General features: G+C 42.6%; 27 protein-coding genes. 15 read left to right on the forward strand and 12 right to left on the reverse strand.

Annotated elements, in window-relative coordinates:
• The first annotated feature begins 394 nt into the window (after positions 1-394).
• Complete coding sequence (locus MF4640_RS09680) at positions 395-1,276, forward strand: metal-dependent hydrolase (protein WP_078389438.1); 882 nt, start codon at positions 395-397, stop codon at positions 1,274-1,276.
• A gap of 104 nt (positions 1,277-1,380) precedes the next feature.
• Positions 1,381-1,839, forward strand: a complete 459-nt coding sequence (gene rimI, locus MF4640_RS09685; RefSeq protein WP_058869027.1) for a ribosomal protein S18-alanine N-acetyltransferase — start codon at positions 1,381-1,383, stop codon at positions 1,837-1,839.
• A gap of 29 nt (positions 1,840-1,868) precedes the next feature.
• On the opposite strand, the gene MF4640_RS09690 is transcribed toward rimI, so the two are convergent.
• From MF4640_RS09690 to trxB, 3 genes are all read right to left on the reverse strand, one after another.
• Positions 1,869-2,684: an arginyltransferase gene (locus MF4640_RS09690; RefSeq protein ID WP_005400173.1), complete on the reverse strand. Its 816-nt coding sequence runs from the start codon at positions 2,682-2,684 to the stop codon at positions 1,869-1,871.
• Between the two features lie 21 nt (positions 2,685-2,705).
• Positions 2,706-3,437, reverse strand: coding sequence for a leucyl/phenylalanyl-tRNA--protein transferase (aat, locus tag MF4640_RS09695; RefSeq protein ID WP_078389439.1), 732 nt, complete (start codon positions 3,435-3,437; stop codon positions 2,706-2,708).
• 86 nt (positions 3,438-3,523) lie between these two features.
• Positions 3,524-4,477 carry a thioredoxin-disulfide reductase gene (trxB, locus tag MF4640_RS09700; protein ID WP_004694912.1) on the reverse strand — a complete coding sequence of 318 codons (954 nt, stop codon included), beginning with the start codon at positions 4,475-4,477 and terminating at the stop codon, positions 3,524-3,526.
• A 42-nt stretch (positions 4,478-4,519) separates the two neighbouring features.
• On the opposite strand from trxB, the gene MF4640_RS19895 reads away from it, so the two are divergent.
• The 3 genes from MF4640_RS19895 to MF4640_RS09710 all read left to right on the forward strand — a co-directional run bounded on the left by MF4640_RS19895 (position 4,520) and on the right by MF4640_RS09710 (position 8,828).
• Positions 4,520-4,651: a hypothetical protein gene (locus MF4640_RS19895; protein ID WP_264754357.1), complete on the forward strand. Its 132-nt coding sequence runs from the start codon at positions 4,520-4,522 to the stop codon at positions 4,649-4,651.
• A gap of 121 nt (positions 4,652-4,772) precedes the next feature.
• Positions 4,773-7,865, forward strand: a complete 3,093-nt coding sequence (locus MF4640_RS09705) for a DNA translocase FtsK (RefSeq protein WP_078389440.1) — start codon at positions 4,773-4,775, stop codon at positions 7,863-7,865.
• A 57-nt stretch (positions 7,866-7,922) separates the two neighbouring features.
• On the forward strand, positions 7,923-8,828 hold the full coding sequence (locus MF4640_RS09710) for an AEC family transporter (RefSeq protein ID WP_078389441.1): 906 nt from the start codon (positions 7,923-7,925) through the stop codon (positions 8,826-8,828).
• Positions 8,829-8,892: 64 nt separating this feature from the next.
• Here the strand turns inward: MF4640_RS09710 and MF4640_RS09715 are convergent, their stop codons facing one another.
• From MF4640_RS09715 to MF4640_RS09740, 6 genes are all read right to left on the reverse strand, one after another.
• Positions 8,893-9,180, reverse strand: coding sequence for a PA4642 family protein (locus MF4640_RS09715; RefSeq protein ID WP_078389442.1), 288 nt, complete (start codon positions 9,178-9,180; stop codon positions 8,893-8,895).
• Between the two features lie 121 nt (positions 9,181-9,301).
• Positions 9,302-9,574 carry a cell division topological specificity factor MinE gene (minE, locus tag MF4640_RS09720; protein ID WP_004694905.1) on the reverse strand — a complete coding sequence of 91 codons (273 nt, stop codon included), beginning with the start codon at positions 9,572-9,574 and terminating at the stop codon, positions 9,302-9,304.
• A 2-nt stretch (positions 9,575-9,576) separates the two neighbouring features.
• A complete protein-coding gene (gene minD / locus MF4640_RS09725) occupies positions 9,577-10,389 on the reverse strand; it encodes a septum site-determining protein MinD (protein ID WP_010326008.1) in 813 nt (270 codons plus the stop codon).
• Positions 10,390-10,458: 69 nt separating this feature from the next.
• The gene (minC, locus tag MF4640_RS09730) at positions 10,459-11,190 is read right to left on the reverse strand and encodes a septum site-determining protein MinC (RefSeq protein ID WP_078389443.1); all 732 of its coding nucleotides are present in this window, start codon (positions 11,188-11,190) and stop codon (positions 10,459-10,461) included.
• 123 nt (positions 11,191-11,313) lie between these two features.
• Positions 11,314-12,363: a hypothetical protein gene (locus MF4640_RS09735; protein WP_004694898.1), complete on the reverse strand. Its 1,050-nt coding sequence runs from the start codon at positions 12,361-12,363 to the stop codon at positions 11,314-11,316.
• 10 nt (positions 12,364-12,373) lie between these two features.
• Entirely contained in the window at positions 12,374-13,306 is a 933-nt protein-coding gene (locus tag MF4640_RS09740; RefSeq protein ID WP_078389444.1) for an acyltransferase, read from the reverse strand.
• 256 nt (positions 13,307-13,562) lie between these two features.
• Between MF4640_RS09740 and MF4640_RS09745 the strand changes: the two genes are divergently transcribed.
• The 9 genes from MF4640_RS09745 to MF4640_RS09785 all read left to right on the forward strand — a co-directional run bounded on the left by MF4640_RS09745 (position 13,563) and on the right by MF4640_RS09785 (position 22,707).
• Positions 13,563-14,213 carry an OmpA family protein gene (locus MF4640_RS09745; RefSeq protein WP_078389445.1) on the forward strand — a complete coding sequence of 217 codons (651 nt, stop codon included), beginning with the start codon at positions 13,563-13,565 and terminating at the stop codon, positions 14,211-14,213.
• A 126-nt stretch (positions 14,214-14,339) separates the two neighbouring features.
• Positions 14,340-16,379: a UvrD-helicase domain-containing protein gene (locus tag MF4640_RS09750; protein ID WP_078389446.1), complete on the forward strand. Its 2,040-nt coding sequence runs from the start codon at positions 14,340-14,342 to the stop codon at positions 16,377-16,379.
• A 43-nt stretch (positions 16,380-16,422) separates the two neighbouring features.
• Positions 16,423-16,875, forward strand: a complete 453-nt coding sequence (gene dut, locus MF4640_RS09755) for a dUTP diphosphatase (protein WP_004984286.1) — start codon at positions 16,423-16,425, stop codon at positions 16,873-16,875.
• A 196-nt stretch (positions 16,876-17,071) separates the two neighbouring features.
• The gene (locus MF4640_RS09760; RefSeq protein ID WP_005400162.1) at positions 17,072-18,499 is read left to right on the forward strand and encodes a phosphomannomutase/phosphoglucomutase; all 1,428 of its coding nucleotides are present in this window, start codon (positions 17,072-17,074) and stop codon (positions 18,497-18,499) included.
• A 10-nt stretch (positions 18,500-18,509) separates the two neighbouring features.
• Positions 18,510-19,412, forward strand: a complete 903-nt coding sequence (argB, locus tag MF4640_RS09765; protein ID WP_004984290.1) for an acetylglutamate kinase — start codon at positions 18,510-18,512, stop codon at positions 19,410-19,412.
• A gap of 168 nt (positions 19,413-19,580) precedes the next feature.
• A complete protein-coding gene (locus MF4640_RS09770) occupies positions 19,581-20,429 on the forward strand; it encodes a class II glutamine amidotransferase (RefSeq protein ID WP_078389447.1) in 849 nt (282 codons plus the stop codon).
• Between the two features lie 274 nt (positions 20,430-20,703).
• On the forward strand, positions 20,704-21,159 hold the full coding sequence (locus tag MF4640_RS09775) for a bacteriohemerythrin (protein WP_078389448.1): 456 nt from the start codon (positions 20,704-20,706) through the stop codon (positions 21,157-21,159).
• A gap of 142 nt (positions 21,160-21,301) precedes the next feature.
• Complete coding sequence (locus tag MF4640_RS09780; RefSeq protein ID WP_078389468.1) at positions 21,302-22,384, forward strand: hypothetical protein; 1,083 nt, start codon at positions 21,302-21,304, stop codon at positions 22,382-22,384.
• A complete protein-coding gene (locus MF4640_RS09785; protein WP_078389449.1) occupies positions 22,384-22,707 on the forward strand; it encodes an RnfH family protein in 324 nt (107 codons plus the stop codon). The genes MF4640_RS09780 and MF4640_RS09785 overlap by 1 nt, the downstream gene beginning before the upstream one ends.
• A gap of 46 nt (positions 22,708-22,753) precedes the next feature.
• On the opposite strand, the gene MF4640_RS09790 is transcribed toward MF4640_RS09785, so the two are convergent.
• The gene (locus MF4640_RS09790; RefSeq protein ID WP_004694868.1) at positions 22,754-23,152 is read right to left on the reverse strand and encodes an outer membrane protein assembly factor BamE; all 399 of its coding nucleotides are present in this window, start codon (positions 23,150-23,152) and stop codon (positions 22,754-22,756) included.
• Positions 23,153-23,264: 112 nt separating this feature from the next.
• Between MF4640_RS09790 and fur the strand changes: the two genes are divergently transcribed.
• On the forward strand, positions 23,265-23,702 hold the full coding sequence (gene fur, locus MF4640_RS09795) for a ferric iron uptake transcriptional regulator (RefSeq protein WP_004694866.1): 438 nt from the start codon (positions 23,265-23,267) through the stop codon (positions 23,700-23,702).
• A gap of 59 nt (positions 23,703-23,761) precedes the next feature.
• On the opposite strand, the gene MF4640_RS09800 is transcribed toward fur, so the two are convergent.
• Both MF4640_RS09800 and MF4640_RS09805 read right to left on the reverse strand, forming a co-directional pair.
• Complete coding sequence (locus MF4640_RS09800; RefSeq protein WP_010326019.1) at positions 23,762-24,883, reverse strand: PilT/PilU family type 4a pilus ATPase; 1,122 nt, start codon at positions 24,881-24,883, stop codon at positions 23,762-23,764.
• A gap of 26 nt (positions 24,884-24,909) precedes the next feature.
• Positions 24,910-25,947, reverse strand: coding sequence for a type IV pilus twitching motility protein PilT (locus MF4640_RS09805; protein WP_004694862.1), 1,038 nt, complete (start codon positions 25,945-25,947; stop codon positions 24,910-24,912).
• Positions 25,948-26,016: the final 69 nt, after the last annotated feature.

Raw genomic sequence — 26,016 nt, forward strand, 5'->3', positions numbered from 1 at the left:
AAGTGAAGGAGCTGTCTGCTGAAATGCTGAACTTAAATTCTGAGAAAAAGTCATAAAAAAATGAGCGTATCTGGATACGCTCATTTTTACCGCATTTCAGCTATTTTGTCTTAACTGATCAGCATTACTCCTTTGGGGCGCTTTTTTTATTTATTCATTTTACTGCGAAAGTGATTATTTTAGGCAAGATACATCATGTTTTAGTGTTCATCCTAAAAATAGCGTAGAAGTTTACGCACACTAAATTGTCTAACAATCTACGCTTAAAACTGTCCTAAACTGATATTTTGCTGACCCTAACTGCACTTATGGGCGGAGCCCAATCACGTAAGATAAAAAGACGAAAACAACTATAAGTAATGGATGTCTTCAGGATATTCATAGGAGCAGAAAGATGAATGCAAAGGTAAAAATCACCAACCGTGCGGGCGCGAGTTTCCCTGTACGTCGGATGAACTTTGAGTTTGAAAGCGTACCTGAATATTGGATGAATGGTTCAGCTGGACTGACCCATTTTATGACTGCGCTTTCGGCACTCTTTCCAGCAGGTGAAATGTTTTTTATCGACAGTGTTCGTGTCGTTAGACAGCATCCCTCAATCAAAGATAATGCCGAACTACAAAAAGAGATTTCAGCCTTTATTGGTCAAGAAGCGATGCATACGCAAGAACATGAAGGTTTTAATGCTTCGGCACAAAAGTATGGGCACGATGTTGCACCACTTGATCGCTATACGGATCGTGCAATTCAAACCACGCGTAAAGTGTTTGCTTTTCTCGGCAAGCCTGTGGGTATTACTCAAGAGATGGTGGATTTAACGGCAACCACCGCGCTGGAACATTTTACTGCAACCATTGCCTCTCAGTTGTTGGTCAATAACCACATTCAAGAGCTGATGAGCGATGAAACCATGAAAACCATGTGGTTATGGCATGCCATTGAAGAAAATGAGCACAAAGCTGTGGCTTATGATGTGTTTGAAGGTGTTTTTGGTAAGGGAGTCAAATCCTATTTACTACGAACGGGATCACTGGTTGCAGCCATGGCCATTTTATTATGCGTGCAGTCGTACTTTGTATTTCGTTTATTACAGCAAGATAAACAGCTGAACAGGGCGGCGCTGAAAGATATTTATACCTATGCATATAGTCCATCGAAAGGGATTATTACAGGGATGGCACGTGAAATGATCATGTACTTTAAACCGGGTTTTCATCCTAATCATCACGACACCGATGCGTTACTTGAGAAGTGGAAGTTAAAATTAGGGTTTTAAGCAGTTTTGGCTCTTTGAGCGATGTAAATCGCTCTTTTTTTTGTTCGGTTTTTAGCACAAATTTTTTATACTGTGACCTCCACATTTTAGAAAGATAAACGAAGATGATTCGTTTAATGCAAGCTGCGGACTTAAGCCAAGTTGCGCAGATTGAAAATTTAGTTCAAACCCATCCTTGGAGCCTACAACAGTTCCAAGAGTCCATGCAGTCTTATCACAGTACCGTGATTGAACAGGCAGGGCAGGTGGTAGGCTTTTGTATCCTCCAGCCCGTTCTTGATGAGGCCAATTTATTGTTGATGGCCATTCATCCAAGCCAGCAAGGCAAAGGGTTGGGGTATCAGCTATTAGATGCTTCACTGGCACAACTTAAAAACAACCCGATACAAGTATTTTTAGAAGTCCGTGAGAGCAATCAAGCAGCGATTGCCTTGTATGAAAAGTCCGGTTTTCATCAAATTGATTTGCGTAAAAATTATTATCCTAAACCAGATGGTGGTCGTGAGCATGCCATTATTATGGTGAAATCGTGTAGTGATGACTTTTCCGAGTTATTTAAATAAGAGAACAGTTGAGCTTCTGTATGGTGCCATTATTTAATAATGGCGTTATTCCACCCCGAAGGTAGGGTGGTCATTAAGGAGTTTCCCAGTTGCTGCACTTCCTCGCTGCTCAGACTATGATTGAGTCTGCGCCACTGACCATCAATTAACAATTCTAGCGGTAAATACTGCGATTTATAGTTCATTTTTTCTGAGTGCGGCACCCAATAGCCTAAATACACAAACTGTAAAGCGCGTGCTTTGGCGAGCTCGATTTGTTTTAAAATGGCGAAAGTCCCTAGTGAGCGTTTGTTTTCATCGGGATCAAAAAAAGTATAAACCGCAGATAAACCATCATCTAGAGGATCGCAGGTCGACACACAGATGAGCTGGTCTTCTTTCCATAGCTCTAAGAAAAAGCTCTCAGTACAGCTATGCACGAGGAATTTATCAAATTGATCACGGCTAGGCGGGAACATGTCTCCATCGGCATGGCGTTTAAAAATATAACGCTCATATAAGTCATAATGTTTTTGGGTGGCGTCTGCAGTGCGGGTAATTTTTAAAGTGAGATCTTGATTGCGTTTCCATGCTTTTTTTTGACTGCTGTTCATTTTAAATTCGCGCACAGGTACGCGGCTAGATAGACACTGTCGACATAGATGACACTCTGGGCGGTAAACAAAATCACCACTCCGGCGAAAACCAACCCGAGAAAGTTCAGACAGCGTGACGACATCAATACGATGTGCTGGATCGAGAAATACCATCCGAGCTGACTTTTTTTCTAGATAGCTACAGTCATGCGGTGGCGTGATGTAATACTGTAAATCATTCAGTAGGGACTTCGGGTGATACGAATTCATGATAAATCCCTCTATTATTCTTTATTCAGTCAGTCGCGCATTTTGCGCTATTGTTTTACTTGAAAATACACCGTCCTGATACATTTTCCAATCGATAGCGGGTTGATTTACAACATCTTGTAACGATTTTAAGTAGGTTTGCCGAGAAAGTGTACAAGCACCAAGGCTTAACAGATGATTATTGACCAATTGGCAGTCGATCCAAGGCAGCTTATTTTCACGTCCAATCAACATCAGCGTATAAAATGCCATTTTTGAGACATCCGTTTCGGTACTGAACATGGACTCTCCAAAACAGCCGTGTCCAATGCTGACGCCGTATAGTCCACCAACCAAGCGTGTTTGATCCCATACTTCAACACTATAGCCATAACCTGCATCAAACATTGCACAGTAGCCATCAATAATGTCTTCACTGATCCACGTGTCATCAGCGTAGCTGCGTGGTAGTGAGCAGGCACGGATCACCCGTTCAAAAGCCTGATTGATGGTGATGCGATAATCTTGCTTTTTCATACTCCGAATGAGAGTTTTACTGGGCTGATAATCCTGCGGACGGATGATGCAACGTGGCTCGGGGCACCACCAGCAGATGGGCTCGCCTGTTGAGAACCATGGAAACAAACCATGGCTGTAGGCTTCAAACAGGGTAGAAGGGGAGAGGTCTGCACCGATACAAATTAAGCCTTCACCCTCGGGGTCAACTTCAAGCGGATCGGGAAAGATATACTCAGAAGGCGGTAACTGCTGCATAGTGATGTGTATACATGATAAAAAATGACTTTAAGATCATACATAAAAAAACCGCCTATGGAAGGCGGTCTTTTTCAAGGCTTAGATTATTCGCCTAAAGCATCCAAATACTTTTCCGCATCTAGCGCAGCCATACAGCCAGAACCCGCTGAAGTGATCGCTTGACGATAAACGCTATCAGCAATGTCGCCTGCTGCGAATACACCTGCGACAGAAGCAGCTGTGGCATTACCAGATGTACCGCTTTGGACTTGGATATAGCCATCACGTAAGTTCAATTGACCATCAAACATCGCGCTGTTTGGCTTGTGCCCAATGGCAACAAACAAACCTTGCACATCAATATCTTGTGTAGATTCATCTTGAGTCGATTTTAAGCGAACGGCCGTTACACCTGTGTTGTCACCTAAAACTTCATCGACTTGGTGATTCCAAATGATGCTGATTTTGCCTTCTTTTTCTTTCTCAAATAAATGATCTTGAAGAATCTTTTCAGAACGCAATGAATCACGACGGTGAACCAAAGTCACATGCGATGCAATGTTAGACAAATATAGTGCTTCTTCAACGGCAGTATTACCGCCACCCACAACCATGACTTTTTGGTTTTTGTAGAAGAAACCATCACAGGTTGCACATGCGCTTACGCCTTGGCCCATAAAAGCAGCTTCAGACTCAAGACCTAAGTACTGAGCGGTCGCACCTGTGGCAATAATCAGTGCATCACAAGTGAACTCATCCATGTCACCTTTGAGTACAAATGGACGTACAGAAAGGTCGACTTCATTGATATGATCGTAGATGATTTCGGTACCAAAGCGTTCAGCATGCGCTTGCATACGTTCCATCAGTGCAGGACCTGTTAAGCCTTCAGGGTCACCCGGCCAGTTATCAACTTCAGTCGTTGTCGTTAGTTGACCACCGAGTTGGATACCCGCAATCAATGTCGGCTTTAAGTTGGCACGCGCAGCATATACCGCAGCACTGTAACCCGCAGGGCCTGAACCGAGAATAATCAAACGTGAGTGACGAGCGCTCATACGTAGAATCCTTTTTTTATTTAGAAATTTGTGGAATTATACGTGAAACTCTATAACAGTTGTGTGAGTTCAATGTCGATATTATTGATCAATCAAATCGATTTGAGCTATATAGAAGAAATATGCGGTGTAGAGCGGGAAAAAGTGGAAAAATCATCTGCTCGTTATACATAAAGCATTTAAGAATAGTGCATCTTTTTATAAAGAAGAGGTGCATAATATGACGTTTATTGTGAAACTTTTGCTTTAGGTTTCGAACAAAAACATTAATGAAGAATTTGTTACAGGACAGTATATGACTGAGGTGTCGGGTGCTTATGCACAGCGCTTATTAATGACATTATTTTTAGTCTCGTTTGGCATTTATTTGTTCCTTGCTACCGTGACCTATACCCCATTTGATCCGGGCTGGATGCATATATCAAGTGATACCTTGCAAGTCTCGAATGCCAGTGGCGTTGCTGGGGCGTGGATTGCTGACTTATTGTTCGGTTTTTTAGGCTGGGCAAGTCTACTTATTCCTGTGTTTTTGTTCATTGAAGCCATTCAAGTATGGTGGCCGCATAGTTTTTTAAACCGCCCATTTCGTTATGCTGCACAATTCTTTATTTTGCTTGCAACCGCCAGCTTACTGTTCTTGTTTTGGAAAGTTCCAGCGGACACTTTAGACAATGCCTCTGGCGGCATTATTGGTTATGAACTGGGACAAAGTTTGTCGCAGATTTTAACCATTTACGGTGCAACCTTATTTTTGGTCGTGTTTACCGTGGTCTTATTGACCTTGGCTTTCGGTATCAAATGGAACCGTACTTTCGCGACCCTCAAAGCAACTCCTGCATATTTACAAGATTTATTTTACCGTAATGTGCCTGAAAGCGAGTCTGCCTTTGATCGCACGACGCCAAGTGTGAAAAAAGAAGTGATTGCAACGGCACCGAAAAAGAGTTTTGAAGAGACCGAATTGGTCGAGGCACCAGCCGTGCAAGAGCTATCAGTTAAAGCACCTCAGCGCGACTATTCAGCAGAGCATTTGTTTAATGACATGGTGGCCAAAGAGCAACGTGTTCAAGAACAACAGGTGGATGTGGATGATGAAGTAGAGCTTGAGCGGACTATAGAAAAAGCGCACCAATTAGAACAAGACAGTCAACGCGTGGTGGCGACAGGGGAAGTGTGGCGTGCATTAAACTCAGGAGAAGATCAACGTCATAAAAATGATATTGATGCTTTACTTCGTGCTGCCGAAGAAGATCGCCCATTTAGCCCAGAACAACATTTTCAAGCAGTGGTTCAAGATCATACAACCCCAATTGCTGATCCTCATTATTTCCAAGACGATGCCCCTGCACAGAAGAAAAATGTCGATTGGGATGATGATGAAATCTTTGACGAGCTGCTTGCTGCCGTACCCAATGGCAAAACAGCAACGGATGTTCACAGCCCATTCAATACGCCTGAACCGGTGTCTCATTTACATGTGGTTGAAGATCCAATTGCGGTAGCCGAGGTTGCAACCTTGAGTGTTGCTGCAAGTCCCGTTGCGTTACAACCAGCGCCGAGTGGAATTGCAAAAGCACAGCTTGATGAGTTGGATGATTTAGACGAATTCCTTGCTGAAGATTGGTCGGAGCAGAAAGTAGCTGCTTCAGATGTACGCTCCAGCAGCAGCTATGCGCAGTCATCAGCTTTTGTACAAGCACCCATTCAGCATCATAATACAGTGAGCACAAGTGCTACAGCGGCTGTAGCCAAAGAAGTTTTGTCCAAAGAAGCGTTTATTGAAGCATGGCAGGACACTGCTGGAAAACCGCAAGAAGAAGACGACTTCGATTTTGATGCGCCACTAACGGATGCATCAGGCCGTCCAATGTCTTTGTCCATGCAAGTAGCAGAGCGTCGTCGTGATTTATCACCGCTGCCAGGACTGGATTTACTGGATGAAGTTGACCTCAATAAAAAAGTCAATTTCACCGCTGAGCAGTTGGCGCGTTTATCTGAACTACTTGAAATTAAACTACAAGAGTTCAATGTCAAAGCCAAAGTAGTCGAAGCACAGCCAGGGCCTGTAGTAACTCGTTTTGAATTGGATTTGGCCCCAGGTGTGAAAGCCTCTAAAGTGACCAATATCTCGCGAGATTTGGCTCGTTCAATGTCGATGGCATCTGTACGTGTGGTTGAAGTCATTCCAGGTAAACCGTATATCGGGATTGAAGTGCCGAATAGCACACGTGAAATGGTGCGTTTAATCGAGTTGTTGACCATTCCTGCTTTTACCGATCCGAATAGCATTCTTTCGATGGCAATGGGCAAAGATATTTCGGGTAATCCCGTCATTGCTGACTTAGGTAAAGCACCGCATATGCTGGTTGCAGGCACCACAGGTTCAGGTAAATCGGTGGCAGTGAACTCGATGATTTTATCGATGTTGTTGAAATATACGCCGAATGAGTTGCGTTTAATTTTGATTGACCCGAAACAGTTAGAACTTGCTAACTATAACGATATCCCACATTTGCTCACCCCAGTTGTGACTGATATGAAAGATGCGGTCAGTGCATTGAACTGGTGTGTGAATGAAATGGAACGCCGTTATAAGCTGATGTCTTTCTTAAAAATTCGTAAGCTAGCGGACTATAACCGTAAAGTGGAAGAAGCGATTGCCAATGGCGAAGAGCTGATTGATCCGACCTGGAAAGCAAGTGATTCGGTTGTCGGTGAGCGTGCACCACGTTTGACCCCATTACCATCGATTGTAATTGTGGCGGACGAGTTTGCCGATATGATTATGCAGGTCGGTAAGAAAGCTGAAGAAATGATTACGCGTTTGGCACAAAAGTCACGTGCCGCAGGCATTCATTTGTTACTTGCAACGCAGCGTCCATCGGTCGATGTAATTACAGGTCTGATTAAAGCTAATATTCCAACACGTGTGGCTTTACGCGTGAACTCAAAAATTGACTCTCGCACGATTTTGGATGCTGGTGGGGCGGAAGACTTACTGGGTCATGGTGATATGTTGTTCTTAGGGCCGGGTAAAATTGAACCTGAACGTGTACATGGTGCCTTTATTGCCGATGATGAAGTCAACCGCATCTGTGATGCTTGGCGTGAACGTGGCTCGCCAAATTATGTTGATGAAATCCTAACACCATTTGATGAAGAGCCAAGTTCTCGTGGCTTTGAAGATGGTGATGGCGATCCAAACCGTGATGCACTTTATGACCAGTGCGTATCCTTTGTATTGGAAACACGCAAGGTTTCGGTGTCCTCGCTACAACGTAAGTTTAGTTTGGGCTATAACCGTGCCGCGCGGATTGTCGACCAAATGGAAGAAAATGGGATCGTGAGTGCGCAAGGTGCGAACGGTAAGCGAGAAATTTTAGTTTAAAAGGAAAGCCTGCGGATTGCAGGCTTTTTCTTAATCATTCAGTTTAGGCATCCAGTCATGCAAATTATTGATGCATTAATTCCATTGGTAGTACTCATTGCCATGGGGTATGTATTAAAGCGGTATCGCTTTTTAACGGTGGAATTTTGGCAAGGCGCTGAAAGACTGAATTATTGGATTTTGTTTCCTGTTTTGCTGTTCAGTAGTCTAGCCACCGTTCATTTTAATGTCGGGCAAGTCCTGCCAGCGCTTGCTGTGGTCTTTACTGTGACCTTGCTGATGAGTGTCGTGCTGTGGGTATTAAAAGCGGTGTATGGTACACCTGTGGCGCAATTTGGCGTCTATTTACAGAGTCATATTCGCTTTAATACTTATATTGGTTTGACCAGTATGGCTTTGATTTTTGGTGCTGCGGGGATGCAAGTCTTTGCCATGATTATTGCCTTTGTCATTCCTTTGGTGAATGTACTGTCCGTACTTGGTTTTTCTCAAGGGCAGGGACTGTCTTATAAAAATATTGCGTGGTCGGTTGCGAAAAATCCGCTGATTCTGGCTTGTCTGGTCGGGATTATTTTTAATTTTTCAGGTATGCATTTGCCCGAGAGCATCAGCCAATCTTTAAAGCTGGTAGTAGGGATGAGTCTCCCACTTGGGCTATTGTGTGTGGGCGCAGCACTACAGTTTAATGCGCTAAAATATGCTGGCCGAGCGCTGATTCTGAATACCTTTGGGCGTTTAATCTTGGTGCCTATTTTAGCCTATGTAGGATGTCTTTTATTTGGTTTAGCAACATTTGAAACCATGATTGTGGTTGTTTTCTTCTCACTGCCGACAGCATCGGCTGCCTATGTCCTGACCAAATATTTTCAAGGGGACAGTCAGCTCATGGCAGCAATCATTAGTTTGCAAACTTTGTGTTTCGGTTTGACTTTTCCACTTTGGATGTGGTTTTTACAGTCATAAAAAATGCCAGTCTTCTAGGAATGAGCTGGCATTTGTAGGTCATGTGCATTAAGCAGATCTAGGTTTAGGCGAATTTAGCCAAAACCTCTAAGAAGGGAGCTGCTTGACGTTGATATGCGGCAATTACTTCATGGATACGCTGACCTTCTGGATTGGTTGCATTAATGTCGCGACCATCCGTTTTAAATTGGGTGAGCAGACGCTCATAATCACTTGGGCGCATGTGTTTAAAGGCATGGTACAACACATGAAAGTCGCCATTCACACCTTCAGGAGGAAGCTGAGTTAAGTAGGCAAATACACGCTCATCTGACCATTCTTCATTGAACGTTGCTGGCTGAGATAATGCCATAGCAATCTCCTTACTGGTTTAATCATTAAAAAAGGCAAAATATGGGAGACAAAGAAAATACTTTCTTGTGTCTGCGCATATTCTGCCTTGATTCAATTTACTTGACTAATCAAAAATCAGATTAACGTTCTTCAGGCAAATTGATATTCATTTCAAGCATTTCAATATTCGCTTCAGAACGGACAGCCATTTGAATGTGCTGTTCATCTACACCGCGAACATAGCGATTCACCACTTGCATGATTTCTTTCTTCATTTGGTCGATTTTGTCTTGGCTAAGACGTTTACCTAAACCGCTTTCAGACGCTACGATGACTTTCAAACGATCTTTTGCGGTTTGAGCACTAGACGGTTTTTCATCATTACTAAAAAGCTTACTCCAAAATCCTGCCATGTCTACGCTCCAAATAGTCGTGCTAACCAGCCTTTAGGCTTCACCGTAATATGACGGTAAGGACGTTCTTCACCTAAGAAACGTGCCACAAGGTCATCATAGGCTTGGCCTGCTGCTTCTTCAGTAAAGAGAATCACTGGTTTACCTTCGTTAGATGCTTGTAAAACACTCTTACACTCAGGAATCACTCCCAAAGTTGGCACACGTAAAATATCTTTAGAAATGTCGTCAATGGTTAACATTTCTTGTTTATCCGCACGTTCAGGGTTGAAGCGTGTGATACACAAGTGTTTACGAATACGACCTTCATTCATTTCAACTTTTTTGGTTTTGCTGTCGAGCATACCAATAATACGGTCAGAGTCACGTACAGATGAAATTTCAGGGTTGGTGACAATAATCGCTTCATCGGCATGGTACATTGCTAAAATTGCACCGCGTTCGATACCTGCAGGTGAGTCACAAATAATGTAGTCAAACTCTTGTGACAACTCATCCATGACACGTGCTACGCCTTCATCAGTTAAGGCATCTTTATCACGGGTTTGCGACGCAGGTAAAATATATAAATTCTCGATATCTTTATCACGGATAAGCGCTTGTTGTAATCGAGCTTCGTTATTTAATACATTGACAAAATCATACACAACGCGGCGTTCACAACCCATGATCAAATCAAGGTTACGTAAACCTACGTCAAAATCGATCACAACAGTTTTGTGACCACGTAGGGCTAAACCTGTTGCAAAAGATGCGCTTGTCGTAGTTTTGCCTACGCCACCTTTGCCTGATGTTACGACAACAATTTTCGCCACCGAATCCACTCCTGTTATGGTTTAAATCCCCTTATTTATCATTTGGGGCTTTTGGTGTTTATTTATACATTAAAATTCAAGCGCTTCAAATACAAGCTCTTGTTGATCATTTAAGTAAATATGTGTTGGGCGTTTTAAATGCTGCGCTGGAATATCATCTGCAACACAATAGGTCCCTGCAATTGAAACCAATTCAGCTTCTAAAGCATGACAGAAGATGCGTGCAGCGCTGTTTCCGCCCGCGCCGGCAATGACTCTACCACGAGCACTACCATAAATATGTATATTTCCTGAAGCAATCACTTCCGAGCCACTGTTAATGCCTGCGGTAATAATGATATCGCCTTGATTTTGAACCAAGCACTGCCCCGTACGTAAAATTTCGTCATGATATGAAGTTGCATGGCGAATGACAGGTGCTGCCGCAACTGGCGTATTGGTAGAAACTGTCGTAGCAGGAGCAGGAGCTTCAACCACTTGCTCTTTGGTTGCTTTGACTTCTTGAAGTTGCGAGCTAATACCATGTCCTTGCGCGGGAATCACAGGGAATTGAATGGCACGGGCTTGTTCAGCCAAAATTCCTTCTTGTACTGCCATCGGCTGTACATCCAGATCCAGCAATAATTGAATCAAGGAAATTAATTCTTGCTCAACGCTACTTTCCAGAACAACTAACGCCCCAGCAGTCGATGCATTTTGTAATGTTTTACTTAATTGCTGTCGGATTGCATCATGATCATTGGTGTCAAGGGTAATGCGAATCGCATTGACCATTCTGCCAGTTATCCGGATATCAGCCATAATTTTTCCTTAAGACTTCTCAGATTTATTTTTTACTAAAGAAGTGATGTTGTAAATAGAGCAAATCCTAGAACAAAATGAAGGATTGCACTAGCTGCGTTTGTAATATTTTTACCTTAATGCTTATTCTTTGGCTTGATCATCTTTTTCAAGCTCTTCTAACCACTGTTTCACCTTAACTTGCTTGCGAATGGCATCTAAGCTTTCATAGACCACAGACTCAACCAACTGTTCCAAAGACTGATTATCGATTTTTAAATCACTGACTTTTTCAGCTATCAAGCGATAGGTGGCATTGGGCTGTGCTGGATTTCCCACAACCATTGGTTCCAGTAAACCTTGTGTGATGTTTTCACCAAGTCTTTGTCCGATACTTTGAATTTGTTGCTCAATTCTTCCACCCACAATTGGAATCAAACGCAGTAATTGGGTCAGTTCAGGGGTATCTTCAATCGCACGATTCACAATCAGACCGACATTTTGGGCAATGAAATATTGACGTTGTTTCAGTTCGGTGGCGAGAGATTCTTGTAAAATTTCAGCCAATGCTTGTGCAAATAAAGTCCGATGATGATCGACGAGGTCATGAATAATTTTTTTATGGGTCGAGCTGGTATTTAATTCGTGCTTCACCCCATCCAATACAGTAATAACCACACGGTCAGACAGTTCTTCCATCACTACGCGATAGTAAAATTTGCCCTTCGCTTGTACCGATGGAGGAATGACGTTATAGCCTAATTCATGCAGTCGAAAAGCAATCACTCCCGCGCGGAATAATCTTAAAAAGCGTAAATGAGGGATAATTGCTAAAATTTCGTACCAATGGATGAAAGGGAAGAAAAACCAGCGACGATGGTGTCGATACACGATGGCAATGCCCCAACGCACCAATAATTCAGTAATCAAGAACAGAATAAACCAAGCTTCTGTGGTGATGACCCACGGATGCAAATGCTCACGATAGAAGCTTAAGACACTTTCTAGGTGAATGGCATGGAAAAACCATCCACCGATATTGCTCATGATAAAAAAATTAGCACACAAACAAAACAAGTTAAAAATGATGAGAAACACCATAAAAATGTCATAGATCAAAAACAGTTTGAAATACAAACTTTGTGGATCAACCTGATGATATTTAGACTTTTTGACTTGGTTATTCTGCATCATGCATAGACCCTTACTGGGTTAAATTGGACGTTGAGTATTTGGCTTTCATTTTTTCAATCAATTGGTCTTTTTCAGTCCAAAGTTGATCGACCCACTGTTGGAATTGTTCACGAAAGTCTGCATCGTCTTCATAGTTTCCAGCGAGTACCCATGCAGGAATATCAATTTTACGCAAATTGACCGCAATCCGTGGGACGTCCCCGAGCCAAAATTCACTATAGCCAGGCGCGCCGTCAGGATAGACAATGGTCATATCCACTAAGGCATCAATGTCATTACCTAAAATACCTAAGGCTAAGGCCAAGCCACCCGCTTTCGGTTTAAGTAAGTTTTGATAAGGTGATTGCTGCTGTGCGTGTTTTTCTGGAGTAAAACGCGTGCCTTCCAAATAGTTTAACAGGGTGAATGGTTGGCTAAGCAGTTGTTCACAAGACTTACGTGCCTCTTCCATATCGCGTGTTTTCAACGCAGGATTTTTCGCAATTTGTTCTTTACTATGCCGCTTCATCATCGGGAAGCCGAGAATTTTAAAAGCTTGGCCGACAAATGGAATAAAAATAAGTTCCCACTTGGTAAAGAAGCGGGTAAGGGGCATACGGGTTAAACCAAAATATTGGTTAACCGTGGTGTCGACCCAACTTTGGTGGTTACAGGTCATGAGATAACGACCTTGCATACTTAGCTCAAGACCATCATCGACAGAAATATCCCATTTCGTGCTGGGCAAGACATGATCGATTAAATAATTGTTCACAGCCAGCCAACTGTTAGTGATTTGAATATTCGTCTCATCCACCTTTTTAGATTTTTTAAACAGTTTGGTCAGGCCAAGCGCAAGCACTGGAGGGCCATGAAAAAAAGTACTGCCTGTAATGACTGAACCAACAGTTAAACCACGTGTGATTTTTTTTAATAAAGGTTGTTTTTGGTTTGGTGATGACATAAAAATAAACCCTAAAATATAATGCGTTTCGCAACTCGTTCTATTTCTAAAGCTCAATATAGTACGGGATGATCAAATAGAAAAGCACCAAGCATTAACTGTGTAGAAATTGTGACGAAGAAAGCCTTGAAAAGGAAATTTTTTATTACATATTGTAAATAAAGGCTTTATTATTAACAAAAAATCAATGGTCTAGATCATCGTTTTACGACAATATTCGGTCTATAAACAAAACACACAAAGAAGGAGGCATGCGATGCGTGCACTAGCAATTTCCGCAGTCGTTGGGGCAATGGTTCTTACAGGTTGTCAAAGCACTGGTAATAACATTGGCGGTGTAGAATACGATAAAGCTGCTCTAGGGACCTTAATTGGTGCTGCTGCAGGTTATGGTGTTTCTAAAGGAAACGCAAACACGAGTCGTCAGAATAACCGTGCTGCAGCGATTGGTGCTGTACTTGGTGGTGCGACTGGTGTTTACCTTGACAACAAAGAGAAGAAACTTCGCCAACAAATGGCGGGGACTGGTGTAGAAGTTAACCGTAATCCAGATGGCTCTGTAGGCTTAATCATGCCGGGTAACATTACTTTTGATACCAACAAATCAAACATCAAGCCGAACTTCTATTCAACTTTAAACAAAGTTGCGCAAACCTTAACTGAAGATAACAAGAGCGGTATTCTTGTAACAGGTTATACAGACAGTACAGGTAATGATTCAATCAACATTCCTCTGTCTCAAGCGCGTGCGCAATCTGTAGCAAGCTACTTGGCATCTCAAGGTGTTTCTACAACACGTATTAATGCACAAGGTCAAGGTTCAGCAAACCCAATCGCGTCTAACGCGACTGCTGAAGGCCGTGAGCAAAACCGTCGTGTAGAAATCAGCATCTACGCAATTCAATAATTTTTATTGAAGACTGAAAAACCACCTTCGGGTGGTTTTTTTATGACTGTTAAAATATGAATTTGCATTATGCATCTGTAGCGGAGATGACTATAATCGAGCTCGGAATGAAATAGAGGAAAGACTATGTCACTGGCAAGTCAATTAAACGACAAGCAACTTGAAGCCATGAAATACACTCAAGGACCCTTGTTAGTACTTGCAGGGGCTGGTTCAGGTAAAACTTCGGTGATTACCCGTAAGATTGCCTACTTGGTGAAACACTGCGGCATTCCTGCTTATCGTATTACGGCGATGACGTTTACCAACAAAGCAGCACGTGAAATGAAAGAACGTGTCACCAAGCTGCTGTCACGTGAAGAGGCAAAAGGGCTTTCAGTCTCGACCTTCCACACCTTTGGCCTAAACATGCTGCGTTTAGAGCTGAAACACACGCCATTAAAAAATAATTTTTCTATTTTAGACGCAGACGACTGTAAGCGTATTTTGATGGACTTGATGCATCGTGACAATTTATCTGGTGCGGAAAGTAAAGAGCTGATTGCCAAAGCCATGAAGATGATTTCAGATTGGAAAAACGATCTGATTCCACCTGAGCAAGCACACACCACCTGTGAAACCGCAGAAGATGTTCAGTTTGCGCACTTGTATCAACTGTATGAGCGTAATTTACGTGCCTATAATGCGGTCGATTTTGATGACCTGATCGTGATGCCGACGCGTCTTTTACAAGAAAATGCAGAAGTACGTGAGCGCTGGCAAAATCGCATTCGCTATTTATTGGTCGATGAGTATCAAGACACCAACACCGCACAGTATATTTTGGTGAAATTGCTGGTGGGAGTGATGGGTCAGTTCACAGCGGTGGGTGATGATGATCAATCGATCTACGCATGGCGTGGTGCCAAGCCTGAAAATATGGCTTTGCTGAATGAGGATTTTCACAATTTAAAAGTGATTAAACTCGAACAGAATTATCGTTCGACCAGTCGTATTTTAAAAGCGGCCAATACCGTGATTGGTAACAATCCGCATATTTTTGATAAAAAACTGTGGTCAGATAAAGGTCATGGTGAAGTAATTCGAGTGATTACGTGCCGCAATGATGACGATGAGTCGGAACGTGTGGTGAAAGACTTAATTACGCATAAACTGATGAATGGTAAAAATTGGAAAGATTACGCCATTTTGTATCGGGGGAACTTTCAAGCACGTGCACTGGAAACACAACTGCGTCAAATGCAGATTCCGTACAAATTATCGGGTGGTCAGTCGTTCTTCGGACGGGCTGAAATCAAAGACGTGATGAGCTATTTGCGCGTCATTATTAATCCTGAAGATGACAGTGCATTTTTACGGATTATCAATACACCTAAACGTGCCATTGGGCCTGTGACTTTAGAAAAGCTGGGGCTGTTTGCACAAGAAAATCATTTGTCTTTGCTCTCTGCCGCAGGTGATCAGCGTCTCACCATGGTGATTCCTAAAAAAGCCACCACGCAGTTGGCGGAGTTTGCAGACTTTATTACCACCTTTACCCGTGAGTTGCTTGAGGATGATGAACCTGTACCGATTATTCGCAAGATGATGGTTGAAGCGGGTTATATCGACTATGTCAAAGAGTCTGCGGCGACGCCTGCGCAGGAAAAAACCAAGCTGGATAATATTGAAGTGCTGTATAGCAGTATTCAAAGTTTGATTAACCGTGCTGAAGATGTTGATGAGAAAAACATTGAAAGTGTAATTCGTAAAATGGTGTTGCTGGATATGTTAGAGCAGCAGCAAGAAGAAGAAGACACTGACAAAGTAAACCTGCTCACGCTGCATGCATCCAAAGGGCTTGAGTTTCCATATGTCTATCTGATTGGTCTTGAGGAAGAGTTGCTGCCGCATAAAAACTCGATTGCCGCAGATACAGTTGAGGAAGAGCGTCGCCTGATGTACGTGGGCATCACCCGTGCGCGTCAGGGTTTAACCATCACGCTTGCAGAACAACGTAAGGCGGGCGGTCAAATGAAGCAAATGACACCAAGTCGCTTCTTGGATGAGTTGCCGCAAGATGAGTTGGAATGGCTGGGGCGTAAAAAGAAACTGGCGGGCAATATCGATCCGAAATTACAAGCGCAGCATTATTTAGACAATTTACGTGCGTTGATTAAGCGCTAAATATTTTTTTGTTTTAGAAATTTATTGTACTAGGAAAAAGAGAATGAAAGTTCAGGTTAAAGTGTTGGATTCACGTTTAGGCAATGAATGGCCAATGCCAACTTATGCGACAACGGGTTCAGCAGGCTTAGACCTTCGTGCATGTGTCGATGCTGCGACCGTCATTGAACCGGGACAAACTGTTTTGGTCAAAACGGGTTTATCTATTTATATTGAAGACCCACACTTTGCGGGTTTAATTTTACCGCGTTCAGGCCTAGGTCATAAGCACGGCATTGTTTTGGGTAACTTGGTGGGCTTAATTGATTCGGACTATCAAGGTGAATTGATGGTGTCGGTTTGGAACCGTAGCCAAACAGCTTTCAGTTTAGAACCGGGTGAACGTCTTGCACAGTATGTACTTGTACCTGTGATGCAAGCACAGTTTGATATTGTAAATGAATTTGAAGCGACAGAACGTGGTGCAGGTGGTTTCGGACATACTGGTCAAAACTAATCTGTTAGTGATAAAGTAAAACAACAAAGCCTCTCCATGAAAGAGGCTTTGTTGTTTTAATGCTGAATGATCATTTTTAGTTCATAAAAAGTTACAACTCTTTTTTGAATCCTTAGTAAAATTAAACGCAGTGTTAAGCATAACAACAAGGACAGCTGAAAGAGCTGTTGATCTGAATAAATTAGAAGTTAGACCTATGGATTTTCAGCCAAAATTTCCTGCACATATTTTTCGTGCCTATGACATCCGTGGCAAATTGGATGTCATGAGTGCTGAGTTGATTCGTGCCATTGCACAAGCGCTCGCAACTCAATATTTAAAGACTGGGCAGACACGTTTAGCCATTGGTTATGATGCTAGACAAAGCAGTCCTGCTTTTGCAGAAATTATTTACAAAGAATGTCTTAAACAGGGCTTAGATGCGCAAATCATCGGATGTTGTGCTAGTCCTGTGTTGTATTACACGGCACGCCAGTTTGATGGCAACGGCATTATGGTGACAGCCAGCCACAATCCGAAGTCGGATAATGGGATCAAATGGATTATGCAGGGTGAGCCTCCTTTACCTGAGGCAATCCAGCAGGTAGCACGCGATGCAAATGAATATTTTGACAGCCATGCAGAGATGAACTGGCAAACGTTGCCACATCAGATCGTGCCTGAATATTGTCTGGCTTATCAGGGGGCATTGCTCAATGATATACAGCTCATGCCTCAACCTCGATCCTATAAAGTCGTGGTGGATGGTTTATATGGCTCAGCAGGACGTTGTGCCGTCTTGGTCTTAAAGAAACTCGGCTCTGAGGTGTATGCTTTACGCTGTGAGGCCAATGGCGAATTTCCTGAACATGCCCCCGATCCATCTCAAGCCAAACATTTAGATCTGTTGCGTAACGCCGTGCAACAGCAGCATGCCGATATCGGTATTGCCTTTGATGGTGACGGTGATCGTGTTGTATTGATTGATGAAAAGGGCGTAATCATTTCAGCAGACCGTTTATTGTCCTTGTTTGCGCACATGTGTTTGGCCGATCATCCAGAACATGAAGTGGTTTTTGATGTGAAATGTTCCACCATGGTTCGAAATACAGTACTGGCCCATCAGGGTATTCCAAAAATGATTCGTACAGGCAGTTCTTTTTTGCGGAAATATTTGGCGCAATCTAAAGGACATGCGGTTTTTGGCGGTGAATATGCAGGGCATTATGTGTTTAATGATGGTCGTGGTTTTGGTTATGACGATGGTTTATATGCCGCACTACGTGTGTTGGAATACTTAAGCTTGAAGCAATGCACTTTGTCGGAAGCACTGGCAGACTACCCAGAGCGTGCCAGTACAGAAGATATTTATATCAGCACCCATCAGATTTCACCCGCGCTGGTTTTAGCGAATGTGGAAAAACAAAGTCAGCACTTTCAAGCGGAAATGAGTAAAATTGATGGCGTAAGACTTGATTTTGAGGATGGATTTGGCATTATTCGAGCATCGAATACGGGCGAGTATTTTACTGTGCGTTTCGACGCGGACAGTGATCAGCGGCTCCATCAAATTCGCCATAACTTTGTGCACATGCTGACGGCAGATTATCCGCAGATTGCACAAGACCTATTAGACGCCCATTAAGGAGAGGCACATGCCACATCAACATACTGGCCTCGACAAAGCACAAGTCCTGACTGAAGCTTTGCCGTACATTCAACGTTTTGCTGGAAAAACGCTAGTAGTGAAATATGGTGGCAATGCAATGACCGATCCTGAGCTTGAGAGCTCGTTTGCACGTGACATCGTTTTGTTAAAAACCGTCGGTTTAAACCCAATCGTGGTGCATGGTGGCGGTCCACAAGTGGACTCGTTTTTAAAGCAGTTGGGGCGTGAGTCTGACCGTATTGATGGCATGCGAGTGACCGATCCAGCGACCATGGAAGTGGTTGAAATGGTGTTGGGCGGTAGTGTGAATAAATCTATCGTGAACTTGATTAATCAACATGGTGGTCGTGCCATTGGTTTAACGGGTAAAGATGGTAATTTACTGCGTGCACAAAAGTTACTGATGGAAAAAACTGCGGAAGATGGCACGGTACAAAAAATTGATCTAGGCCTAGTGGGCGAAGTGACCAGTGTTAAAACTGATGTATTGGAAATGTTTACCAGTGGTGATTTTATTCCTGTGATTGCACCTTTAGGTGTGGATGAAGAGGGCAATACCTACAACATCAACGCGGATTTGGTGGCTGGAAAAGTGGCTGAAGCCTTAGGTGCTGAAAAGCTGATTTTGTTGACCAATATTTCAGGTGTTTTAGATGAAAATAAAAACCTGCTCACTGGTCTAACCACTCAAGAAGTTGACCGTCTCATTGAAACGGGTGTGATTTACGGCGGTATGATTCCGAAAGTGGGTTGTGCTCTAGATGCGGTGAAAGGTGGTGTGGTGAGTGCACATATTGTGGATGGCCGTGTGCCACATGCAACGCTGTTGGAGATTTTCACCGATCATGGTGTCGGTACACTAATTACCAATCGCAGTAATAAACACTAAATATTTTGAAAAGCCTCCTCGGAGGCTTTTTTTAGGCCTATACGTTTTATAAAAATGGTTTTATGCGTGAATGTGGTCGGGTTATCAAGCATTGTGAATTGCAAGCCAGTCAGGACTCATGCACAATAAAACCATCATAAATAAATATGTTTAAATAAGATCAAGATTATGTGCCAACTGCTCGGAATGAACTGTGCAACGCCGACTGATATTACCTTTTCATTTCGAGGCTTTTCACAGCGCGCGGGGATTACTTCAGACCACTGTGACGGTTTCGGGATAGCTTTTTTTGAGGATAAAGCCTGCCGTTTATTCGTTGACAATCAATCTGCAGTTGAGTCGCCGATTGCTGAATTAATTCGTAATTATCCAATCAAATCACGCAATGTGATTGCACATATCCGCAAAGCGACACAGGGAAAAATTAACTTAGAAAACTCACATCCATTTAGCCGTGAGTTATGGGGACGACAGTGGATTTTTGCCCATAATGGCGATTTGCATGAGTTTGATCCTGTACTGTCAGGACGCTTTACCCCAGTTGGCAATACCGACAGTGAACGTGCATTTTGCTATTTACTGGACCAACTGGTGAATAAATTTGGCTATACCGAGCCAAGTCTAGATCAAGTTTTTGATTTATTAACTGATGTTTCTCCACGGATTGCGGAGCATGGCACGTTCAATTTCTGTTTATCAAATGGGCAGGCCCTGTTTAGTTATGCCATTACCAAACTGCATTGGTTGGTGCGTGAATACCCATTTAAACCTGCGCAGCTGATCGACATTGATGTTGAAGTTGATTTTAGTCAAGTGACTACCGCAGAGGATCGCGTGGCCGTGATTACCACCGAACCGTTGACTCAAAATGAAGCGTGGACGGCATTTTCACCCGGTGAAATGATTTTATTTCAATATGGCAAAGCGATCCGCCACCAAATGACCCATGTGGAACGTTTAATCCGAGAAGCCAAAGATCCGTCTTTAAAACGCGTCACTAAAGCAGATCAATATTAATTTATTTCAAAATGATTAGAATATAAAAGCATGTTGATAATAATATAAAACATGCTTTTATTTTGATACATACTTATAAAATAATAAAATCGATTAAATAATAACTGATTCTTTTGATCGGATTTAAATTTATTTACCTATTTAAAATATATACTTAAGTTTAATTTTGTGGAAATAGTATAAAACCAACCAATTTGATTCACTTTTATTTTTAATTATAGTCGATATGATTAATTCATGTAATTGATCTATTAATTTTTATTGGGTGGTCGGAATGATAATGAAGTGGGTTCCAGAATATAATACTGGTATCGATGTGATTGACGATCAACACCGCCGTATTCTCGATTATATCAATGAAATTGATGCGATCGATGTCAATACTGGCCGTGAACGCGTTAAACAGATTTTAGAAAATATTATTGATTACACACAGTCTCACTTTACTTTTGAAGAGTCTCTCCAAGAAGAAGCGGGTTATAAATATCGTGTACCGCACAAACGTGTACATGATTTATTTATTAAAAAAATTGAATCTTATCGGGACCGTTTTGAGCTGGGTCATTCAATCGAAGCTGAACTGCATGAAGTGTTGTCGAAATGGCTGATTAACCATATCCAGCATGATGATGCAGATTATGTCGGTGCCGTAAAAGAAAATATGATGGGCATTATCAAAGAAAAAGAAAAGAAAAAAGGGAAAAATTGGTTTGCTCGTTTCTTTTCATAAGTGAGCCAAACGAGGGATAAAAACAATAAATTTTAATTATATTTAGCGCAGCAAATCATCAGTTTTGATGGTTTGCTTTTTGTTTTTGATTTTCATAAGCGAGCAAGGCAAAATAGCGCAAGACTTATTGAAGGAACGCATCATGCAAGACAATGCTCTGTCACGATGGTTATCGCCGCTGATGGCATTTTGTTTATCATTTATTATCATTGCCACACTTGCACCCTTGGTGGGAATTCAGGTTGAACGTCAGCTCGACTTTTGGTTACTTTGGTTAGTGACCATGGTGATCTTGGCTTTACCTGTGTGTTACTTAGAAATTGCCTTAGCCAAGCGTTCAAAAACCACGGCATTGAATGCTTTGTCGAGTTTGACGCGTGATGCCGATGCTTCTCAGACGTGGCGTCTTGTTGGATGGCTTGCTGTCGTCTTTATTCCTTTTTTAGCGGGCGGCATGTTGTCTAATGCTGCGCGATTATTAAATCAATATGCACTCGCGGATATGACATCGTCCGTGATCTTTATTGCTTTGGCTGTGGTTGCCATTGCGTTGTCTTTTGCCCCACGTCTGTTGGCCTTAGCGTTAACGGCGGTCGGTGTACTGATTTCCTTAGTGTTTGCAAACCTCTCTGGTACAGGAACCGCTGAGTGGCAAGTGACGCCGGTTGAATTTTCAGAATGGGGCAGTGCAACGGTATTGGCTTTAGTGGCAAGCGGTTTAGGACTCGGCCTGTACTGGCAGAACAGTTTGGCACAAGTTCAACAGCAAGATGCTGCAACCAAGACTGTTTTACCGATTTGGATTGCACAAATTTTAGCTGTGGTTGCTTTTGCATTTTTTGCAGTCCAAGCGGCATTACCTGCGTATGCGATTGCCTTAACTGCGGTTGCAGCGGCAGCCGTGCTGTTACAGATGGCACGTGAGCAGTTGGCACAGCGCCAGTTAAATATTGTGATTCAGTGGCTCGTATTGCTAGCTGCAACGTTGGTGTGGTTAATTCCAGCCACTGGCCCGATTTTTAACATCTTATTGATGCTGTGGGGCTTAGTGATTTGTTTGATTTATGCCATTTTTGCTGGTTGGATTATGAAAATTAGCCATTTACGTAAGTCGATGAACTTTAGTAATGAAGCTTTTTATAATATTTGGCGCATTGCTGTACGTGTGGTATTACCCGTTTCTATCGTATTGGCAATTGTAGCCGTGCTTGGAAAACTGATTTAATGAGCATGCTTCAACAAGTCTGGGTTGCTTATGCAACAGCAGACCAGCAGTTTCATATTAGTGTGCCGTTTTCTGAGGGAATGACGGCACAAGATGCGATTCAACTGAGTGGTATAGGTTCGCAGGTTGAATTGCCTGAGCCTTTACAATTGGGCATCTTTGGTATCCGTTTGAAAGATCTTCAACAGGTTTTGCAAGTAGGGGATCGTGTTGAAATTTATCGTCCTTTGAGCATTAATCCTAAAGATATTAGAAGGATACGTGCACAAAATAACCCTGTGGGTCGCTTTGCAAAAGGCAATCGCTTAAAACAATCGAAATGATATGAAAAACCCCTCAGTTGAGGGGTTTCTTTTTTAGAATAAGGCTTTATAGTGGGGGCGCGTTTAGAATCGCTTCTTTCGATGCTGGTAAGCCCGGCTGAGATGCAGGAATGGTTTCTAAGCCTTCAATTTTTTGGACAATACCGTTTGGGTCGAAATAGACTTTCAGGTGTTGACCTTGTGCAGCAGGAATCTTGGCTTTTTTAGCATACGTTCCTGGGGTATAATTGTAGATGTAGTCCCAACGTAGCGGATTCATTGGATCTGAAACTGTCGGGCTGCCAAGCAAAAAGCGAACTTGTTGATGGCTCATGCCAACTTGTATTTTTGACGCTTGTGCTTGAGTTAATGGCGTACCTTGAGGAATATCAACTTTATAAACGCCCAAGGTCGAACAGCCTGCGAGCAGTGAAGTGACGAATAACGCCAACATGATTTTTTGCATTTTGCTACACTATCCCAAATTAATTATGATGCAATTGAGCCACGGATAGATCATACTGCATCTACACTTTGTTGCATATTCTAACTTTAAATTTGTTGAGAGACCTTTTTACATGCCAATTTCAAATCAAGATCTACGCAAAGCTGGACTTAAAGTTACACTTCCACGAATTAAAATATTAGAACTACTAGAAAATTCAAAGCAACACCATTTAAGTGCGGAAGATATTTATAAGACTTTACTTGAACAAGGTGAAGATGTCGGTTTAGCAACTGTTTACCGCGTGTTAACGCAGTTTGAAGCAGCGGGCATTATTCAGCGCCATCACTTTGAAAATAACCATTCTGTTTTCGAAATCATGCAAGACGATCACCATGATCATATCGTTTGTCAAAACTGCAACAAAGTGGTTGAATTTAGCAACGAAGTGATTGAGCATGAGCAGCACGAAGTTGCTGAAAAGCATGGCTTTACTTTAACAGGTCACTCACTCAACCTATATGGTTACTGTGATGCTGCTGAGTGCCAAGAAGCACTGCGTAAAAAGTAATAATTTAGATCTAAAAAAGGGCTTCATGAGAAGCCCTTTTTTATTGTTTAAAGAAATGCTTAAGCTTGTCCGTCAAACGTGATGTTTGCACTGGCATGCAATAGACGATCACCGCCTTCTTCAGATAACTTGATTTGTAAGCGTAAGTCGTTTGGAGAGTCGGCATGTTTCAGCGCATCTTTATAGGTAATCTGCTTAGCTTTGTACAAATCGAATAAGGCTTGGTCAAAGGTTTGCATACCGAGTTCACGAGAACGCTTCATCAGGTCTTTAATTTCGTGGATTTCACCTTTACGGATCAAATCGGAAATTAACGGTGAGTTAATCAAAATCTCAATCGCAGCGCGACGTGAATTACCATCAGGTGTTGGAATTAACTGCTGAGCAACCATTGCTTTAAGGTTTAAAGACAAGTCCATAAACAATTGGCTATGACGGTCTGCTTCAAAGAAGTGAATAATACGGTCGATGGCTTGGTTGGCGTTGTTGGCGTGCAGCGTTGCAAATACCAAGTGACCTGTTTCAGCAAAGGCAATCGCATAATCCATGGTTTCACGGGAACGAATCTCACCAATTAGTATCACATCGGGTGCCTGACGTAAGGTGTTTTTCAGTGCGATTTCAAAAGAGTCTGTATCAATGCCCACTTCACGCTGGGTAATGATACAGCCTGCATGCTCATGAATAAATTCAATTGGGTCTTCAATGGTAATGATATGGCCTTTCGAGTTTTGGTTACGGTAACCAATGATCGAAGCCAAAGAGGTCGATTTACCCGTACCTGTTGCACCCACAAAGATGATGATGCCACGCTTGGTCATGGCTAACTCTTTGAGCACAGGCGGGAGTTTTAACTCGTCCATGGTTGGAATTTGCGTCTCAATTCGACGCAAAACCATACCTGGCATATCACGCTGTTGAAAGGCACTGACACGAAAACGTGCCGTTTTATCCCGATTCATAATCGCGAAGTTGCACTCACGTGTGTCCGCAAATTCTTTACGCTGCTTTTCACTCATAATCGAGTTGAGCAGTTGCCCCGCGACATCACCCGTCAGCTTGCCCTTAGCCACAGGCACAATTTGACCGTTAATTTTCATGGAGGGTTCAACATCAGCGGTGATAAATAAATCTGACGCTTTTTGTTGAATCATATAATTGAGTAAGTCGTTAAAATCCATATCTATACCCCAAATCCGTTGTTTTCTTATAAGAAGGTTTCAGGTTGCTTGGCAGCTGTACGGGCAGTTTGTGGACTGATCACTCCTTTGGTGACCAAGTTTTTCAGACTTTGATCCAGTGTGGTCATACCGTAGTTTGCACCAGTCTGAATAGCAGAATACATCTGTGCCACTTTGTTTTCACGAATTAAGTTACGAATGGCAGGAATACCAATCATGATTTCATGTGCGGCAACACGGCCACCGCCATTTTTCTTGAGTAAGGTTTGAGAAATCACGGCTTGTAGCGATTCAGATAACATGGCACGAACCATGTCTTTTTCTTCAGCAGGGAATACGTCAATCACACGGTCGATGGTTTTTGCCGCAGAGGTGGTATGTAGTGTACCGAAGACCAAGTGACCCGTTTCAGCAGCAGTGAGCGCCAAACGAATGGTTTCAAGGTCACGCATCTCACCCACGAGGATAATATCGGGGTCTTCACGGAGTGCAGAACGCAGTGCTTCGTTAAAACCATGTGTATCACGGTGCACTTCACGTTGGTTGATCAAACATTTTTTTGACTGGTGTACAAATTCGATAGGGTCTTCAACTGTTAAGATGTGGTCATAGCGGTTATCGTTAATATAATCGATCATTGCAGCCAAAGTGGTAGATTTACCAGAACCAGTAGGTCCCGTCACTAAAACCAAACCACGTGGCAATTCACACAACTCTTTAAAGGTTTGTCCTAAACCTAAGTCTTCCATGGTCAGGACTTTAGAAGGAATGGTACGGAATACTGCACCTGCACCGCGGTTTTGGTTGAATGCGTTCACACGAAAACGAGCAATACTTGGAACTTCAAAGGAAAAGTCTGTTTCTAGTTTTTCTTCGAAATCACGACGTTGTTTGTCATTCATGATGTCATAGACCAGTTTATGCACTTCTTTGTGTTCTAAAGCTGGTAAATTGATACGACGAACTTCACCATCGACACGAATCATCGGTGGCATACCCGCAGATAAGTGTAAATCTGATGCCCCGTTCTTAGCCGAAAAGGCTAGTAATTCTGTGATATCCATTATTTCCCCGAGTTCATTTAAATGCTAATTATTTTGATAGAATAATAAGGCTTTCAATCAACTTAACCA

This window comes from Acinetobacter sp. MF4640 (assembly GCF_002018895.1).
Taxonomy (GTDB): Bacteria; Pseudomonadota; Gammaproteobacteria; order Pseudomonadales; family Moraxellaceae; genus Acinetobacter; species Acinetobacter johnsonii.

Coding starts and splice junctions, on each gene's coding strand:
- fur (WP_004694866.1), top strand. CDS start 23,265: ATGCCAATTTCAAATCAAGATCTACGCAAAGCTGGACTTAAAGTTACA.
- MF4640_RS09740 (WP_078389444.1), bottom strand. CDS start 13,306: ATGTCATCACCAAACCAAAAACAACCTTTATTAAAAAAAATCACACGT.
- MF4640_RS09735 (WP_004694898.1), bottom strand. CDS start 12,363: ATGATGCAGAATAACCAAGTCAAAAAGTCTAAATATCATCAGGTTGAT.
- MF4640_RS09750 (WP_078389446.1), top strand. CDS start 14,340: ATGTCACTGGCAAGTCAATTAAACGACAAGCAACTTGAAGCCATGAAA.
- minE (WP_004694905.1), bottom strand. CDS start 9,574: ATGGCAGGATTTTGGAGTAAGCTTTTTAGTAATGATGAAAAACCGTCT.
- MF4640_RS09800 (WP_010326019.1), bottom strand. CDS start 24,883: ATGGATTTTAACGACTTACTCAATTATATGATTCAACAAAAAGCGTCA.
- MF4640_RS09770 (WP_078389447.1), top strand. CDS start 19,581: ATGTGCCAACTGCTCGGAATGAACTGTGCAACGCCGACTGATATTACC.
- minC (WP_078389443.1), bottom strand. CDS start 11,190: ATGGCTGATATCCGGATAACTGGCAGAATGGTCAATGCGATTCGCATT.
- MF4640_RS09780 (WP_078389468.1), top strand. CDS start 21,302: ATGCAAGACAATGCTCTGTCACGATGGTTATCGCCGCTGATGGCATTT.
- trxB (WP_004694912.1), bottom strand. CDS start 4,477: ATGAGCGCTCGTCACTCACGTTTGATTATTCTCGGTTCAGGCCCTGCG.
- MF4640_RS09710 (WP_078389441.1), top strand. CDS start 7,923: ATGCAAATTATTGATGCATTAATTCCATTGGTAGTACTCATTGCCATG.
- MF4640_RS09790 (WP_004694868.1), bottom strand. CDS start 23,152: ATGCAAAAAATCATGTTGGCGTTATTCGTCACTTCACTGCTCGCAGGC.
- MF4640_RS09690 (WP_005400173.1), bottom strand. CDS start 2,684: ATGAATTCGTATCACCCGAAGTCCCTACTGAATGATTTACAGTATTAC.
- MF4640_RS09760 (WP_005400162.1), top strand. CDS start 17,072: ATGGATTTTCAGCCAAAATTTCCTGCACATATTTTTCGTGCCTATGAC.
- MF4640_RS09775 (WP_078389448.1), top strand. CDS start 20,704: ATGATAATGAAGTGGGTTCCAGAATATAATACTGGTATCGATGTGATT.
- MF4640_RS09745 (WP_078389445.1), top strand. CDS start 13,563: ATGCGTGCACTAGCAATTTCCGCAGTCGTTGGGGCAATGGTTCTTACA.
- MF4640_RS09715 (WP_078389442.1), bottom strand. CDS start 9,180: ATGGCATTATCTCAGCCAGCAACGTTCAATGAAGAATGGTCAGATGAG.
- MF4640_RS09705 (WP_078389440.1), top strand. CDS start 4,773: ATGACTGAGGTGTCGGGTGCTTATGCACAGCGCTTATTAATGACATTA.
- MF4640_RS09680 (WP_078389438.1), top strand. CDS start 395: ATGAATGCAAAGGTAAAAATCACCAACCGTGCGGGCGCGAGTTTCCCT.
- aat (WP_078389439.1), bottom strand. CDS start 3,437: ATGCAGCAGTTACCGCCTTCTGAGTATATCTTTCCCGATCCGCTTGAA.
- MF4640_RS09805 (WP_004694862.1), bottom strand. CDS start 25,947: ATGGATATCACAGAATTACTAGCCTTTTCGGCTAAGAACGGGGCATCA.
- MF4640_RS09785 (WP_078389449.1), top strand. CDS start 22,384: ATGAGCATGCTTCAACAAGTCTGGGTTGCTTATGCAACAGCAGACCAG.
- rimI (WP_058869027.1), top strand. CDS start 1,381: ATGATTCGTTTAATGCAAGCTGCGGACTTAAGCCAAGTTGCGCAGATT.
- dut (WP_004984286.1), top strand. CDS start 16,423: ATGAAAGTTCAGGTTAAAGTGTTGGATTCACGTTTAGGCAATGAATGG.
- argB (WP_004984290.1), top strand. CDS start 18,510: ATGCCACATCAACATACTGGCCTCGACAAAGCACAAGTCCTGACTGAA.